This window comes from Pseudoglutamicibacter cumminsii (assembly GCF_003143995.1).
Classification (GTDB): domain Bacteria; phylum Actinomycetota; class Actinomycetes; order Actinomycetales; family Micrococcaceae; genus Pseudoglutamicibacter; species Pseudoglutamicibacter cumminsii_B.
Genome location: NZ_QFWG01000002.1, coordinates 83,641 through 98,588, shown reverse-complemented (window position 1 = coordinate 98,588; position 14,948 = coordinate 83,641). Strand labels below are relative to the sequence as shown.

Genomic DNA, 14,948 nt, shown 5'->3' with positions numbered 1-14,948 from the left:
CGAAACTTCTCTGCCGGCGCAAACTCGGCGCACTATCGGTGCAATAACGGCGTAAAACAACGATGCGGGCCCGATTGGTACCGGACCCGGATCGTTGTCAGTTAGCTGTCAGAAGCGGTGCTTACCGCTTGCCGCTTACTTCTTGCTGTTTACTTCTTGCTCCAGTCGTAGAAGCCCTTGCCGGACTTCATGCCGAGCTCACCGCGCTCAACCATGTCACGCATGATCTGCGGCGGAGCGAAACGCTCACCCAGCGTCTCTTCGAGGTATTCGGCGATGCCAAGGCGCACATCGAGACCCACGATGTCGGTCGTCTTGAGCGGGCCGGATGCGTGGCCGTAGCCGAGCACCATCGCGTTGTCGATGTCCTCAGCGGAAGCCACACCGGCCTCAACCATGCGCATCGCTTCGAGCGCCAAAGCGACGCCGAGGCGCGAGGAAGCGAAGCCCGGGGCATCCTTGACCACGACCGCGGTCTTGCCGAGGCCCTCAGTCCAGCCGCGCGCAGCACCCACGAGCTCTTCGTCGGTCTGCTGGCCAACAACGACCTCGATCAGCTTGGACGCTGGAACCGGGTTGAAGAAGTGCAGGCCGAGGAAGCGGCCCGGGCGGGACAGCTCCTTAGCGAGACCATCGATCGAAAGCGAGGACGTGTTCGACGCCAACACGGCCGTTTCGTCCATGTTCTTCTCAGCGTCCTGGAGGGTCTGGACCTTGAGGTCCCAGATCTCTGGAACAGCCTCAACCACAAGCTCGCGGCCTGCAAGATCAGCCTTGTCAGTGGAGACGCTGAACTTGCCCATCCAGTCCTCAACACTGCCCTCGAGGCCGCGGTCGATCGACTTCTGCACCGAGGTAGCGACGCGCTCGGTCGCCGCCTTGGCCGCATCGTCATTCGCTTCGATAACGATGACCTCGCTACCCGAGGTCAAGAAACCGTGCGCGATGCCGGCGCCCATGCGGCCGCCACCGATCACGCCAACCTTTGCTGGAAAATCGCTCATCTACGTTTCAACCTCTACTTCTTTTTCTTGCGATCAAGGAACGCTTGCATGCGGTCGAATTTCACCTGTGACTCGAACAGGATCGCCTGCGCGAGCTCGTCGACGGCCGGGTGTGCGTCACGCGGCATCGAGAACACACGCTTGGAGATCCGAACCGCGAGCGGGTCTTGCTTGCCGATGCGGTCGGCGAGCGCGTGGGCGCCCGCCATGAGCTCGGATGGTTCGTGCAGTTCCGTCACGAGCTTGAGTTCGAGGGCTTCCTCAGCGTTGAGGATGCGGCCCGCGAGGATCAGCTCGAGCGCGGTTGGTTCACCCACGAGCTCCTTGAGGCGCCACAGGGCACCCGCCGCAGCCGAGATGCCGAGGTTGGTTTCAGGCTGCCCCATCTTGACCTTAGGGGTCGCGATGCGGAAGTCGGCCGCGTAGGCGAGTTCGGCGCCGCCGCCGAGGGCGAAGCCATCGATCGCCGCGATGACCGGCATCGGGAGGCGGTGGATACGCGAGAAGATCTGCGAGTTGATGCCCGCGAGCGCGTCTTCGCGGCGTCGTTCGCGCAACTGCGCGATGTCGGCCCCGGATGCGAAGATGCCCCGCTGGCCGGCTTCCTCGTTCGCCTCAACACCGGTGATGATGAGGATCTTCGGGGTGCTCTCGAGGTATCCGCACAGGGCGTGGAACTCGTCGACCATGGTTTGGTCGATCGCGTTGAGAACCTCTGGGCGGTTCATGCGTGCTACGACGCGGTCTTCGCTTTCGGTGATCTCAAGGGCTGTGAAGCCCGATGCGTCGAAGGCCATGGTTTAGACGGCCTCCACGATGATCGCCTGGCCCTGGCCTACGCCGATGCACAGGGTCGCGAGGCCGAGCTTGCGGCCTTCGGTTTCGCCGAGTTCGCGGTCCATGCGGCCCAGGAGGGTGATGACGATGCGCGCACCCGAGGAGCCGAGTGGGTGGCCAAGCGCGATCGCGCCGCCGTCGCGGTTGACGATCTCTGGGTCGAGTCCGAGCTCGCGGACAGAAGCGAGCGACTGGCTTGCGAACGCTTCGTTGATCTCTACGGCCTTGATGTCGGAGATGTCGAGGCCGGCCTTCTCAAGCGCCTTGCGGGTCGATGGGACCGGACCCATACCCATGATTTCTGGGGCGAGACCTGCAGCAGCGTTGGAGACAACGCGTGCGCGTGCCTTGAGGCCGTACTTCTTGACGGCTTCTTCCGAGGCCACGATGATCGCGGACGCACCGTCGTTGAGGGAGGATGCGTTACCTGCGGTCACGACTTCGCCGCCCTTGACGACTGGACGCAACTTGGCCAAAACCTCTGGGGTCGAGCCTGGGCGTGGGCCCTCGTCAGTGTCAACGATGGTTTCGTTGCCCTTGCGGTCAAACACGGAGACCGGAACGATCTCGTCCTTGAAGCGGCCAGCTTCGATAGCGGCGAGGGCCTTTTCGTGGGAGGACGCCGCGAAAGCGTCGGCGTCTTCGCGGGAGATGTTGTACTGACGTGCAACTTCTTCCGCCGTTTCTGGCATCGAGTAGGTGAACTTGCCGTCGCGGGAGAGCTCACCGGAGAGGAACTTAGGGTTCGGGAAACGCCAACCGATCGAGGTGTCGTGAACCTTACCTGGGTTTGCGAATGCCTTGGCTGGCTTCTCCATGACCCATGGCGCGCGGGACATCGACTCAACGCCACCGGCAACCACGATCTCGGCGTCGCCGGCCTTGATCATCTGAGTTGCCATCGCGATCGCGGACATGCCCGATGCGCACAGACGATTGACGGTGATGCCTGGCACGGAGTCTGGGTAGCCGTTGAGCAGCCACGCCATGCGTGCGACGTTGCGGTTTTCTTCGCCTGCACCGTTAGCGTTGCCGAGGATGACTTCATCGACTACTTCTGGGTCGATGCCTGCACGTTCGATTGCTTCCTTGATGACAAGGGCCGCCAGGTCGTCTGGACGGACAGAGGACAGTGCGCCTCCGTAGCGTCCAACTGGAGTACGTACACCGCCGACCAGCATCGCTTCAGTCATGGTTCTCCTTTAGTAGAGGTTCGCACCGGGGCGCGCGGATTCGCGGCCACGAAGCATATGGGTGTTTATCCCAGTGTTTCATGTGCCGCGGTGCAGCGGGAGATCTGTGACACATACCCCTAAATGTGAGTAGTCTTACTTTCAGTTATTACCGTCTTGCAATGAGTCATTACCTCTGAGTCATTTCGCCCCGATTATTGAGAAGGAATCATGTCTTTCTTCCGCCGTCTCCCCCTGCTTGCCTGGGTGCTGATCGCCATTGTCGCCAGCATCGCGCTGACGTTGCCTACCTACGGCGAGGGGGCCGACAAGGCCTCGATCATGCCGGGCTGGCTCGCTCGCGTTTTCATGACCTATAACTCTCTGTTCTCCGGGATCTTGACGTTTGCGATCCCGCTGATCATTTTGGGCTTGGTTTTGCCGGCTATCGCTGAGTTGGGTCGTGGCGCCGGCAAGCTTTTGGGTATGACGGCCGGAATTGCCTACGGTTCCACGATCGCTGCTGGCGTGTTGGCTTATGTCGTGGCGTATTCAGTGTTCCCGTCGTTCTTGAATGGACACGCGCCAAACATCGGTGAGGCGAGCGCGGGCATTAACCCGTATTTCGCGATTGTTCAGGAGGCCTCTGAGGAGCCTGTTGTTCCGGAGATCGTGTTGCCTCCGGCAATCGAGGTTTTGCCGGCGCTGGTTTTGGCGTTCATTTTGGGCCTGGGGCTCACTGCGATCAAGTCGAACGCACTGTTCGATGCGGCGGTTGATTTCCGCAAGATCGTTGACAAGCTGATCCGCAACATCATCATCCCTGGTCTCCCGCTGTTCATTTTCGGCATCTTCATGGACCTGACGCTTTCGGGTGCTGTGGGCGACGTGGTCAGCAACTTCCTGCTGGTCGCTTTGGTTGCGCTGTTGTTGACGTTGACTGTGTTGGTACTTCAGTACCTGATCGCTGGCGCTGTTGCGGGCCGCCGCCCGTTGAAGTCGCTGTGGAACATGCGTTCGGCGTATGTCACGGCGTTGGGTACCGCTTCGAGCGCCGCGACCATTCCGGTCACGATCGAGGCGGCTAAGAAGAACAAAGTTTCGGATCCGGTTCGAAACTTCGTGATTCCGCTGTGCGCGACCATCCACCTTTCGGGTTCGATGGTGAAGATCGTTCTGTTCTCGCTTGCGGTCATGATGCTGTCCGGCACGGATATTGCGTTTGGCCACTACTTGCCGTTCATCCTGATGCTGGGCGTCATGATGATTGCGGCACCGGGCGTTCCGGGTGGTGCGATCGCTGCGGCTTCGGGCCTGTTGGGTTCGATGTTGGGCTTCAATGAGGCTCAGATTGGCCTGATGTTCGCGACCTACATCGCGCTGGATTCCTTCGGTACTGCCGCGAATGTTACGGGTGACGGCGCTATTGCGATGGTCGTTGACCGTTTGGCTCGCAACCGCAAGGACGTGGAACCAGAGGCTTTGGAGGAGCCGGAGTTCGTCGAGGAAAGCTAAGGCGTCTGCGCGGCCTAAACTAGGTTGCATGGCCTTGGAAGATTCTAAACACCGCAATTTGCACATCGACCGCACGGGTCTTGAGGTGTTACACACCCAGATCAACGGCGAGATTGCGCCGGCACCGTTTAACAAGCTGCTGGGTGTCCGCCTGGTTGATGCCCGCGAGGGCGCGGTGGAACTGACGTGCCAGATGAAGCCGGAGTTCCTGAACAAGATCGGTTCGGGGCATGGAGGTTTCGTTTCTACCCTTCTGGATAACGCGTGCGGCATGGCCGCGGATACGATGTCGCGGCCGGGCCACGCGTTCACGACGATGGACCTGCACGTTCGGATGCTTCGCCCCGTAACGCTTGCGTCTGGCCTGATGCGTGTTGTGGGCGAGGTCGAGAAGTCGGGCCGCTCTGTCACGGTGACGACTGGCAAGTTGTATGCCGAGGACGGCACGTTGTTGGCTAGCGCGACGTCGAGCTTGTTCTCGTTGGACGTCTAGGAGCTGTTCCCATGCCGGTTGTCGCCGTAGTGTGTTTGATCCTTGCCGGGGTTGCCGCGATCGCGGACTGGATTCTGACTCCGCGCACCGAGGGCACGTGGCGTTGGGTCACGAAGGCGTCGGTTCCCGCGTTGTTGACGGCGAGCGTGGTGCTGACGGGCCTGACGCGTCCGCATCCTGCCTGGGCATCGACGCTCGTTGCGGGTGCTTTGTGTTTCGCGTTGCTGGGCGATCTTCTGCTGTTGGACCGCGGGCGCTTCATGTATGGGGCGTTGGCGTTTGGGGGCGCGCAGGCGGTCTTGACGGTGACGTTGACGTGGCGCGCCTGGGCCGGGCCGGTTCAACGAGGTGCTGAGCCGGGTATGCCCGAGGGCGGCTGGATCGGCTTGCTCGTCGCCGGCATCGTGGTGGTGGCCGGCTTCTTTGCCGTGGGTTTGCGGCTGATTCGGGCCGCGCATCGTGATCACCTGAGCCTGGTGACCACGGTCTATATTGCTTTGATTTCGACGATGGTGTTGGCTGCGTCGTTGCATGTTCGCCAGCCTGGTGGCTGGTGGGTTATTGGTGCGGCTTTGCTCTTTTATGCTTCGGACGCGTTGCTGGGGTGGAAGCAGTTTGTGAGCCGGGACCAGGCTCATTCGGTTGCCGTGATGGTCACGTATCACTTGGCATTGTTCGGCTTTACGTGGTGGGCGTTGTTGCAGTCCGGGGTCACGTCCGCGGTCATGTGACTCGGCCTCAGCACTGTAATGCCCGCCCAGTGACGCTGGCCCAGTAACGCCCGGCTTGGCGTGTGCCGTGTCAACTAGACTGGGCGTGTGACTGCTCAAGATTCTGTTTTGCCTGAGAAGGTTTCTGACGTTTTCGACCCCACCGCGTGGCGCGTTGTTGAGGGTTTTGATTTCCAGGACATCACCTACCACCGCCAGGTTGAGCGGGACGCCAGCGGCGCCGTTGTGCGCGATCTGGGTGCGGTCCGCATCGCGTTCGACCGCCCGGAGGTGCGTAACGCGTTCCGCCCTGGGACGGTCGACGAGTTGTACCGGGCGTTGGATCACGCCCGCATGACTGGCGATGTGGGCACTGTGATCCTCACGGGTAACGGCCCGTCCCCTAAGGACGGCGGGCATTCGTTCTGCTCGGGTGGGGACCAGCGTATTCGCGGCCGTGATGGCTACCGTTATGCCGCGGGCGAGACGCGCGAGACGATCGACCCTGCCCGCGCCGGTCGTCTGCACATTCTTGAGGTTCAGCGCCTGATCCGCACGATGCCTAAGGTCGTGATCGCGGTCGTGAACGGTTGGGCTGCCGGTGGCGGGCACTCGCTGCATGTGGTCGCGGACCTGACGATCGCTTCGGCTGAGCACGGTAAGTTCAAACAGACTGACGCCACAGTTGGCTCCTTCGACGCCGGTTACGGTTCGGCGCTGTTGGCTCGCCAGATTGGTCAGAAGAAGGCGCGTGAGATTTTCTTCTTGGCTCGCGAGTATTCGGCTCAGGACATGGTGGATGCTGGCGCGGTCAACGCCGCGGTTCCGCATGCCGAGCTTGAGAAGGTCGCGCTGGAGTACGCGGCGGATATCGCTCGCCAGTCGCCTCAGGCAATCCGCATGTTGAAGTTCGCGTTCAACGCTGTCGATGACGGTATTGCGGGCCAGCAGGTTTTCGCCGGCGAGGCTACGCGCCTGGCCTACATGACGGACGAGGCCGTTGAGGGCCGGGACGCGTTCCTTGAGAAGCGCGATCCGGACTGGTCGGCCCACCCGTACTACTTCTGATTCAGTGTCTGTTTTGCGTAACGATGCGGGGTCTGACGATGCGGCGCACGCGTTCGCTTCTGCTGTTGCGGATGTGCGTGCCCGGCTTGCCGCCGCGCTAGAGGGCGCGGGCCCTGCGGTTGAGATCGTTGAGGCGCCCGCTGACTCCGCTGACACAAGCACGGAAGCCGGTATCCCGTTCGTGGTCGAGCATCCGGAAGATGCTCCGGAGGGTACCGCGGCGGTGATCCGCACATCGGGGTCTACCGGGATGCCTAAGCGCACAGCCTTGCCGGCTGATGCTCTCAAGGCTTCCGCGGCCGCGACCGCTCAGCGGATCGGTGCCGGCCATTGGCTGCTTGCGTTGCCACTGCATTATGTTGCTGGGCTCGCGGTGGTTTCGCGGACTGTGCTCGCGGGCACCACGCTCGTAACGATGGATCTGCGTTCGCGGTTCACTGCTGAAGCCTTTGCCGCCGCGACTGACGAACTCGCCAACAGCGCACGCCACGGTACTGATTCTCCGCAGCCGCCGCGTCTGCTGACCTCCCTGGTCCCGACCCAGCTGACACGCCTCCTGGAATCACCCCAAGGCATCAACGCGCTCAAGCGTTACGCCGCCGTTCTGGTGGGTGGCGGCGCCACCCCGCCGGCCACACTCGAACGCGCACGCGAACTCGGCATCCCAGTCGTGTTGACCTACGGTTCCGCCGAGACCTGCGGCGGGTGCGTGTACGACGGCGAGCCGCTGCCGGGTGTTTCGATCTCGATCGATTCCGACGGCCGTGTCAGCTTGGGCGGCCCGCAGGTCGCGGCTGGGTATATCGGCGACCCGGAACGCACCGAGCAGCACTTCGTGACGCACTCCCCCGATCCGCGTATGAGCCACGCACACCCGACCCGCTGGTATGTCACGGACGACCTCGGCACTCTCCTGCCCAACGGCGTGCTTCAGATCCGCGGCCGCATCGATGACGTCATCAACACCGGCGGCGTCAAGGTTTCCGCGGCCCGCATCCTGGCGGCCATCGAGTCGATGCCGTCGGTCCGCGAAGCCGTCGTGGTTCCGGTCCCGCACCCCGAGTGGGGGCAGACGGTCGGCCTCATCTATGCGGGGGACGCAACCGAGACCGACATTGCCGCTACAGTGAAGGCGAACGTTTCAGCGGCAGCCGTACCCCGCGTCGTGATCCGGGCCGACGCGATCCCGCGGCTCAGCAACCACAAACCTGACCGGCAAGCCGCGGTTACTCGCTTGAGCACGCTAATCTAACTAGCGGGTTCATTTACCCGTTACGTCTTTTTAGAAAGGACCTCGTTCTTCGTGGCCACTGCCTCACAATGGATTTCTGGCGCTCGCCTGCGCACGCTCCCGATGGCCGTCTCACCCGTGGTGGTGGGTGTTGCGGCGGGTTACGCGGCGTCGGGTTCGGTCAAGTGGATTCCGGCGTTGCTTGCTCTGGTGGTGTCGCTGTTGCTGCAGATCGGGGTCAACTACGCGAACGACTATTCCGATGGCGTGCGCGGCACCGATGACAACCGTGTGGGTCCGTTCCGGCTCACTGGGTCCGGGGCGGCGAGCCCGCGGGCGGTCAAGTTTGCCTCGTTCTTGTGCTTCGGGTTGGCGGCGGCCGCTGGCCTGGGTCTCGTTTGGATGACGCAGACGTGGGTCTTGCTGATCGTGGGTGCGCTCGCGATCGCTGCGGCGTGGGGTTACACGGGCGGTAAGAACCCGTACGGTTACCTCGGTTTGGGCGAGCTGTTCGTGTTCATTTTCTTTGGCCTCGTTGCCACGGTCGGCACGACCTACACCCAGTTGGGGCGTTTGACGGGGCATTCGTGGCTCGGTGCGATCTCCGTAGGGTTGATCGCTACTGCTTTGTTGATGGTCAACAACATTCGTGACGTGCCGACCGACCGTGCCGCGGGCAAGCGCACGCTCGCGGTGCGTGTTGGGGACCGTCCGGCGCGCCTGATCTATGTTCTGATGATCGTCGTTGCGATCTTGGGGCCGGTGAGCCTCGGGTTTGTCACGAACACGTGGCTTTTCGTGGTGTTGTTGACGTTCGTTGTTGCGTTCAAGCCGTGCGCCGCGGTGTTGACGGCGCAGGACCGCCGCGACCTCATTCCGGCGCTCGCAACCACGAGCCTGATTCAAGTGGTTTTCGCTGTGCTGTTCTCGTTCGCTGTCGTGATCAATAAGCTTCTGATGGCCTAGCGGTCCTCAAAGAGCGGCCGCCGCATCAACCGGGATGGTTGATGCGGCGGCCGTATCCGTTTAAGTGTGTGCCGTTCTAGCGGTCCGCGAGGTCGTCTTGCGCGCTGCTGTCTTGCGCGTCGAGGTAGGCGTCTTCGACGTCTTCGTCGCTCGGCGCTTCCGTCTTAGGGGCCTTCGTGGCTTCGGTTTCGTCTTTGCGGCGGTTGAGTGCGCGGCGGAACTGCTGGCTAGCCTCAGCTTGGGCTTTGTTCATGAACAGGAACGTGACCGCGAACGAGACAACCGCACCCACAATCACTGACGCGATAGCGCCGCCGACTGGCCAACGGTTGAACGCGAAAAAGTAGTACACGAGCATCGCGACGCCAATCAGAATCACGCCGCGGATCAAACCCATCCAAAAAACCTTCACCGCACCAGTCTAACGGTGACCTGTGGAGGGGCCGTGCTGGCCGCAAACTAGAATGGACCGTATGCGTTGGCTCGTATTCATCGTTCCACTGGTTCTTGTTTTTATCCTGTACGCGTTGTTCAACGCGATCGGGACGCCTCAGCATCGCGTGCGTTCTCTCCCGAAGGGTGTGTGGATCGCCGCGATCATCGTGTTGCCGGTGGTTGGCGCGGTGCTGTGGTTGACCCTGGGTTCGGATAAGACTGCGCCGGCTGCCGCTCCCCGCGGCAAGGGCCCAGATGACGATGCGGCGTTCCTTGAACGCTTGAACCTTGAGCGGGACCGGAAGAAGATGCAGCAGGACGCGTTGCGCCGCGAAAAGGAACTTGAGGCGCGGGAAGCCGCGTTGCGTGAGCGTGAACAGGCCGCGGACCAGGACCGGCGAACCGAACGGGACGAATCAGCAGAGCGCGATGGCGATGACAGCGCCGAGAACGACTCCGAAGGCGGCTCGACTGGCGGTGGCCGACTGTGATGCATCTGCTGACGGTACTGCCGTTGAATCCGACGCATTACGATGGCCCGGTCACGGATAGTCAGCCGACGTGGCTTCCGGTGATCCTGGGAACGGTGGGCGTTTTCGTTTTGATCGCGATTTTCGCGACGTTCATTGTGTGGCTCATGCGTGGTGATCGCCGCGATAAGGAAGCCGGGATGCACCTCGAAGAGTCCCCGTTTTTCGAAACTCGTGAGAACCCCTACGAAGAACAGTTCCGCCGTAAAAACCAGGGAAACCAAAGCCCTCAGGATGGTGACTAAGTGAACCGCAAATCGATCTGCGTGCTTCTTTTCGCGCCGGCTGTGTATCACGTGTTCTTGCTCGTTCTCATCGTGAGTTCGGCGCTTCCGCCGCGCGGCCTGGTACTCACCGTGTGGGGCGTCTCGCTGATTATCCCGCTGATCGCGGCAGCGCTCATGGCCCGCGATAAGACCACCTACGCCCCTGGCCTCGTAGCTACCGTCGCAGTCCTCGCGATTCTGCGGTGCGCGCTTTTCACCGCCGAGCAGTTCCTCTACGACGCCTACTTCGTGACCCCTGCAGACCTCGTCCTCGCGGTAACGCTAGCGCTCATCGGCATCGTGATGGTGCGCAAGCGCGAATCCATCCCCCACGCCGCATAAACAGCGGAACACATAGCAGTTAAACGTGGGTGGCCGGGACTCCGACAAGGAGCCCCGGCCACCCACGTTAACGGCCACACTAGCGGCCGCCGCGCCCGTCAGCCGCTAGATGCCTGCGTATGAGTGCAGGCCCGCGAACACGGTGTTGACGACGGTGAAGTTGAAGATGATGCAGCCGTAACCGATGATGCTCAGCCATGCGGAGCGGTCGCCGGTCCAGCCGCGGGTTGCCCTAGCGTGCAAGTAGCCTGCGTAGACAACCCAGATGATGAAGGTCCAGACTTCCTTGGTGTCCCAGCCCCACGGGCGACCCCATGCTTCGTTCGCCCACACGGCACCCAAGATCAGCGTCAGCGTCCAGGCGACGAATGCGACCGCGTTGATGCGGTAAGCGACGTTCTCAAGCGTCACCGCGGACGGCACCAAACGCAGCCACGGCAGTTTGTCCTCGCGGCCAGCCAGTAGCGCGGCCTGGCGGCGTGACTGAATGAGTTGCAGGACAGCCATCGCGAACGTCAACGTGAACAGCGCGCAAGCCAATACCGCGATCGAAACGTGAATGATCAACCACGGCGACTGCAGCGCCGGCTGCAAGTGCTGAACGGGAGTTGGGAACGCCATGGTGGCCGAGCACATCATCGCTACGACCAAGCCAGAGACGAACACACCCATGAAACGGATGTCCTTGACCATGAGCGCGACCAAGTACACCGCAACAACCACGAGCGCACCCGTGGTCATGAACTCGTACATGTTGCCCCACGGAACGCGCTGCGCGGCGATCGAACGGGTCACCACGGCAGCGGCGTGGATCGCGAAGGACAACCACATCAAAGCGATCGCAACCCGAGCCAAGCGGCGCGTCGGTGCCTTTTCGTCGTAGTCCATGTCGTCATCGACCAGCTGACCATCCACCGTCGCGTTCCGGTGACGCACCCGCTCGGTATCCCGCTCAGTCTCCGACACATCACGCTCAGCAACCGCAACCGAACCCGGAGTGACATTGCCGGCCGTGCCCTTACCGGCCGCAGCGGCAGCCAGCGCACGTTTCTCTTCCTTCACGAGCGACTTCTCGATGTCGCGAATCGTCTGAGAAGAACGCACCAAGTCGTATGCGAACACCACGAACGTCACCGAGTACGCCATCGCCGCCAACAGCATCAGCAGCTCGGAGGTCGAACCCAAGGAAAGGTTCAAATCCCCCTTAGGGGTGTACGCGGGGAGATAAGAAAACACAGTCGTCACAGTCATCCGTTCTCTCGGTGATCAGCACCATCACTCAGCCACTGCATAGCGGCCGGAAACTTTCGTCACCAGCGCTTCCGCCTCAGTCTGCAAACGCGGGTCCTCACCGCGGGCAAGAAGTGCATATTCAATTCTACGCTTGCCGTCCTCAGACGGCTCTGAAACCTTGAACCATACGCGGCGGCGAGGAATGAACAGCGACGCCAACAAACCAGCCACAGCGAGCATCGAGAACCCGAGCAGCCACGGCTTACCCGGATCGTGGTGAATCTCGATGCCGATGAACCGCTTCAAGCCATCGAAACGGATGGTGCCCTTACCCTCCGGCAGCTCGTATTCGCGGTTCTGAGGGTTCAGACCCAGGACGATGCCGCCCGCATCGAGCTTGCGCGAGTTCAGCTGCGTCATCTTGTCCGTCTTGAGCACGTACACGTTCTGCGGCGCACCCGTCTCAAGGCCAAGGTCGCCGTAGTAGGAGTCCAGGTTCAACGATGGCGCGAGCGCCTCCGGGTCACCCGAATACGAGACCCCGTCGTCGCCCACAACCGTGGTAGGGAGGAAGAAACCCTGGAAACCAAGCTGGCTCGGCTTCGCGTCAGGCACCTTCAGGACCACCAGAGACATATAGGACGGGTCCTGTGGCCGAGCGACAACCGGGCCAGAGAAAGCAACGTTGCCTTCCCCGTCCGTCACCGTGATCATCGGGGCGTAGCCGTTACCAAGCAAGTAGATATCCGTGCCGGCAACTCGCAACGGCTCATTCACTTTGAGCTTTTCGCTCGTCCACTCGGCGTCCGGGCTGCGGCGTACCTCGAGGTTCGCTTCGTAGTCGATCGGCTGGCCGTACTTGCCGTCCGCACGTTCTTGGCGGTCGAACTGGATCTTGAAATCTTTGAGCTTAAGCTGGAACGGTTGCAAGTTCTCAGCCTTGAACCGCTGGCCTGGCGAGATCTGGTCGTAAGCGATGAGCGTGTTGGTGAACCCTTCGCCCTGAACGATGATGCGCTGGCCGTTGTACCCGAACAAGCCACCCAGCGCGACGGCGACCAGCACGCCGATCAGAGAAACGTGGAATGTGAGGTTTCCCCATTCACGCAGGTAGCCACGTTCCGCGGCAACCGAGAGCTGCCCGTCGCGCTCCTCGATCGCGGTGCGGTAGCGGCGCTTGCGCAAGATGGTGCGCAGGCTCTGCGCGATCTCCTCGCTATCACCCTGGTCCGCTTCGAGCTCGATCACGCCGTTGACCGGCATCCGGTTGAGCCGCGCCGGGGTTCGCGCCGGCGGGCGTACAGTTGCTCGCGCGTGCTGGCGGGCACGCGGAATCACACACCCAATGAGCGAAACAAACAACAGCAGGTAGATCGCCGAGAACCATACGGACGTGAAGACGTCGAACAGTTGCAGCTTGTCCAGGATCGGGCCAGCGACCTTGTGCTCTGCGATGTACTGCGCCACACCTTGCGGATCCTGATTGCGCTGCGGGAACAAGGAGCCCGGAACGGCAGCCACCGCGAGTAGCATCAGCAACACCATCGCGGTGCGCATGGTTGTCAGCTGGGTCCACGCCCACCGCAGCATGCCTAGCGGGCCGAGAGCAGGCGCCAGCTGCTTCTGCTGTGGCTTCTTTGCGGGCTTCTTCGTTGCAGCCGGTGCGGTTCCCGCTTTCTTCGCGGCGTCCTTCTTGGTCACAGCGGCAACCTCACTTCGTTAGCGAACCAGTTCTGTAGCTCGGCAATCCAGGTGTTCCACAAGCCGGAAGCCATCACAATCCCCAAGAGAATCAGAATCACGCCGCCTGTGCGCATCACGGCGAGCTGATGTTTACGGAAGAACGAAACCGCGCGCGTGACCTTGGAAAGCCCCAGCGCGACCAGCAAGAACGGAATTCCTAGACCCAGGCAGTACACGAACGTAATCAGGGCACCTCGTGGAACGTTCGCGTTCGGGCCGGTCGTCAGAGCGAGAGCCGCCGCCAGCGTCGGCCCCATGCATGGTGCCCAGCCGAGCGCGAATGTCATGCCCAGCAGCGGCGCGCCCCACAGCCCGGCGGGTGGGCGTTTGCTGATCCGGCGTTCGCGTTGCATGAAGCCGAAGCCGCCCATGAAAACCACACCAAGCAACGCGACGACAACGCCGAGCGCCTGGGTGACCCATTGGCCTTCGTTGAGCATCCAAATGTAGGCGCGCGTGAACACAACGCCGATCAGCACGAAGACCACGGAGAAGCCCAGAACAAACAAGCCGATGCCCGCGAACACTCGGCCGCGCTTGTGCTGGTTGAGCTCCATGCCGGTCAGCCCGGTGACGTACCCCATGTAGCCCGGCAGTAGCGGCAGTACGCACGGGGACAAGAAGGAGATGAGCCCGGCGAGCGCGGCGATGGGCAACGCGACCAGCAGTGAGCCGTCAGCAATCGATGCGGCGGCCTGGTTACCTGCTGTACCTGCCGCCGATGCAGTGGCCGCGGCCGCTGTTGCCGCCGCGAGTGCGGTGCTGATCATTTGGTGTCAGCGGGGGTCTCTTGCGCGGTTTTGATGAGAGCGCGCAGGGTGGACTCTTCAACAACGCCCAGTACTCGTGCCGATACGCGGCGGTTCGGGTCCAACACGAGTGTTGTAGGCACGGCCTGTGGCGGCACGTATTGGGACAGCGCGAGCAGGACCCCGCCTTCGAGGTCGCGGACGGATTCGTACGGGATCTTGAAGGTTTTATCGAAGGCTTCTGCTGCGGCTTTTTCATCGCGCACGTTGACGCCCAGGAACGTTACGCCTTTGTCTTTGAACTCGTCTGCGACTGCCTTGAGCGCTGGCGCTTCCACTCGGCACGGCGAGCACGCGGCGTACCAGAAGTTCAGGACCAGCACATCGCCCGCCGCGTAGCTTGCGGCGTCGATCTTGGTTCCGCTGAACGTTTCACCTGTGAATTCGACGGGTTCGCCGCGGTCTTCGGGGGCGTATTCGCTCACGGAGCCGTCGCCGGCTACGTAGCCTTTTCCGCTGCCCTCTTTGTTTTGGTTGGCGAGGTTGCTGGATTCGGTGGAGCATGCGGCGAGCCCTGCGGCTGCTGTTGCGAGCATGAATCCGAGCACGGCGCGGCGTCCGTAGCGTGGGTTTGGGGTGATTGAGGCGTTCATT

17 protein-coding genes are annotated in these 14,948 nt (G+C 61.9%); 9 read left to right on the top strand and 8 right to left on the bottom strand.

Annotation, left to right across the window (positions count from 1 at the left end):
* Window positions 1-149: 149 nt before the first annotated feature.
* The 3 genes from CAY35_RS02240 to CAY35_RS02230 are packed head-to-tail and all read right to left on the bottom strand — an operon-like array spanning window position 150 to window position 3,034.
* A complete protein-coding gene (locus CAY35_RS02240; protein ID WP_109303148.1) occupies window positions 150-1,004 on the bottom strand; it encodes a 3-hydroxyacyl-CoA dehydrogenase family protein in 855 nt (284 codons plus the stop codon).
* 14 nt (window positions 1,005-1,018) lie between these two features.
* Window positions 1,019-1,801, bottom strand: coding sequence for an enoyl-CoA hydratase/isomerase family protein (locus tag CAY35_RS02235; RefSeq protein ID WP_109303147.1), 783 nt, complete (start codon window positions 1,799-1,801; stop codon window positions 1,019-1,021).
* Between the two features lie 3 nt (window positions 1,802-1,804).
* Window positions 1,805-3,034 carry a thiolase family protein gene (locus CAY35_RS02230; protein WP_109303146.1) on the bottom strand — a complete coding sequence of 410 codons (1,230 nt, stop codon included), beginning with the start codon at window positions 3,032-3,034 and terminating at the stop codon, window positions 1,805-1,807.
* 210 nt (window positions 3,035-3,244) lie between these two features.
* Between CAY35_RS02230 and CAY35_RS02225 the strand changes: the two genes are divergently transcribed.
* The 6 genes from CAY35_RS02225 (at window position 3,245) to CAY35_RS02200 (ending at window position 8,996) form a co-directional block, all read left to right on the top strand.
* Window positions 3,245-4,528 (top strand): dicarboxylate/amino acid:cation symporter, encoded by a 1,284-nt coding sequence (locus CAY35_RS02225; RefSeq protein WP_109303145.1) that lies wholly within the window; start codon window positions 3,245-3,247, stop codon window positions 4,526-4,528.
* Window positions 4,529-4,556: 28 nt separating this feature from the next.
* Window positions 4,557-5,021: a PaaI family thioesterase gene (locus CAY35_RS02220; RefSeq protein WP_109303144.1), complete on the top strand. Its 465-nt coding sequence runs from the start codon at window positions 4,557-4,559 to the stop codon at window positions 5,019-5,021.
* Window positions 5,022-5,032: 11 nt separating this feature from the next.
* Window positions 5,033-5,752, top strand: coding sequence for a lysoplasmalogenase family protein (locus tag CAY35_RS02215; RefSeq protein ID WP_109303143.1), 720 nt, complete (start codon window positions 5,033-5,035; stop codon window positions 5,750-5,752).
* A gap of 87 nt (window positions 5,753-5,839) precedes the next feature.
* Entirely contained in the window at window positions 5,840-6,799 is a 960-nt protein-coding gene (locus tag CAY35_RS02210; RefSeq protein WP_101630374.1) for a 1,4-dihydroxy-2-naphthoyl-CoA synthase, read from the top strand.
* Between the two features lie 4 nt (window positions 6,800-6,803).
* Window positions 6,804-8,051, top strand: coding sequence for an AMP-binding protein (locus tag CAY35_RS02205; RefSeq protein WP_258265592.1), 1,248 nt, complete (start codon window positions 6,804-6,806; stop codon window positions 8,049-8,051).
* 51 nt (window positions 8,052-8,102) lie between these two features.
* Window positions 8,103-8,996, top strand: a complete 894-nt coding sequence (locus CAY35_RS02200; protein WP_109303142.1) for a 1,4-dihydroxy-2-naphthoate polyprenyltransferase — start codon at window positions 8,103-8,105, stop codon at window positions 8,994-8,996.
* Window positions 8,997-9,072: 76 nt separating this feature from the next.
* Here the strand turns inward: CAY35_RS02200 and CAY35_RS02195 are convergent, their stop codons facing one another.
* A complete protein-coding gene (locus CAY35_RS02195) occupies window positions 9,073-9,408 on the bottom strand; it encodes a hypothetical protein (RefSeq protein ID WP_146191896.1) in 336 nt (111 codons plus the stop codon).
* A 61-nt stretch (window positions 9,409-9,469) separates the two neighbouring features.
* On the opposite strand from CAY35_RS02195, the gene CAY35_RS02190 reads away from it, so the two are divergent.
* The 3 genes from CAY35_RS02190 to CAY35_RS02180 are packed head-to-tail and all read left to right on the top strand — an operon-like array spanning window position 9,470 to window position 10,569.
* Window positions 9,470-9,922 carry a PLD nuclease N-terminal domain-containing protein gene (locus CAY35_RS02190; protein ID WP_109303288.1) on the top strand — a complete coding sequence of 151 codons (453 nt, stop codon included), beginning with the start codon at window positions 9,470-9,472 and terminating at the stop codon, window positions 9,920-9,922.
* A complete protein-coding gene (locus CAY35_RS02185; RefSeq protein WP_101630371.1) occupies window positions 9,922-10,206 on the top strand; it encodes a hypothetical protein in 285 nt (94 codons plus the stop codon). Before CAY35_RS02190 ends, CAY35_RS02185 begins: the two co-directional genes overlap by 1 nt.
* Window positions 10,207-10,569, top strand: a complete 363-nt coding sequence (locus CAY35_RS02180; protein WP_101630370.1) for a hypothetical protein — start codon at window positions 10,207-10,209, stop codon at window positions 10,567-10,569.
* A 105-nt stretch (window positions 10,570-10,674) separates the two neighbouring features.
* On the opposite strand, the gene ccsB is transcribed toward CAY35_RS02180, so the two are convergent.
* Genes ccsB through CAY35_RS02160 form a run of 4 tightly spaced genes read right to left on the bottom strand, consistent with a single transcriptional unit; the run spans window position 10,675 to window position 14,947 of the window.
* Window positions 10,675-11,820 carry a c-type cytochrome biogenesis protein CcsB gene (gene ccsB, locus CAY35_RS02175; protein WP_109303140.1) on the bottom strand — a complete coding sequence of 382 codons (1,146 nt, stop codon included), beginning with the start codon at window positions 11,818-11,820 and terminating at the stop codon, window positions 10,675-10,677.
* Window positions 11,821-11,844: 24 nt separating this feature from the next.
* Window positions 11,845-13,503 (bottom strand): cytochrome c biogenesis protein ResB, encoded by a 1,659-nt coding sequence (gene resB / locus CAY35_RS02170; RefSeq protein ID WP_258265591.1) that lies wholly within the window; start codon window positions 13,501-13,503, stop codon window positions 11,845-11,847.
* Entirely contained in the window at window positions 13,500-14,315 is an 816-nt protein-coding gene (locus tag CAY35_RS02165) for a cytochrome c biogenesis CcdA family protein (RefSeq protein ID WP_109303139.1), read from the bottom strand. The genes resB and CAY35_RS02165 overlap by 4 nt, the downstream gene beginning before the upstream one ends.
* Window positions 14,312-14,947, bottom strand: a complete 636-nt coding sequence (locus CAY35_RS02160; RefSeq protein ID WP_239541497.1) for a TlpA family protein disulfide reductase — start codon at window positions 14,945-14,947, stop codon at window positions 14,312-14,314. Before CAY35_RS02160 ends, CAY35_RS02165 begins: the two co-directional genes overlap by 4 nt.
* Window position 14,948 lies beyond the last annotated feature (1 nt).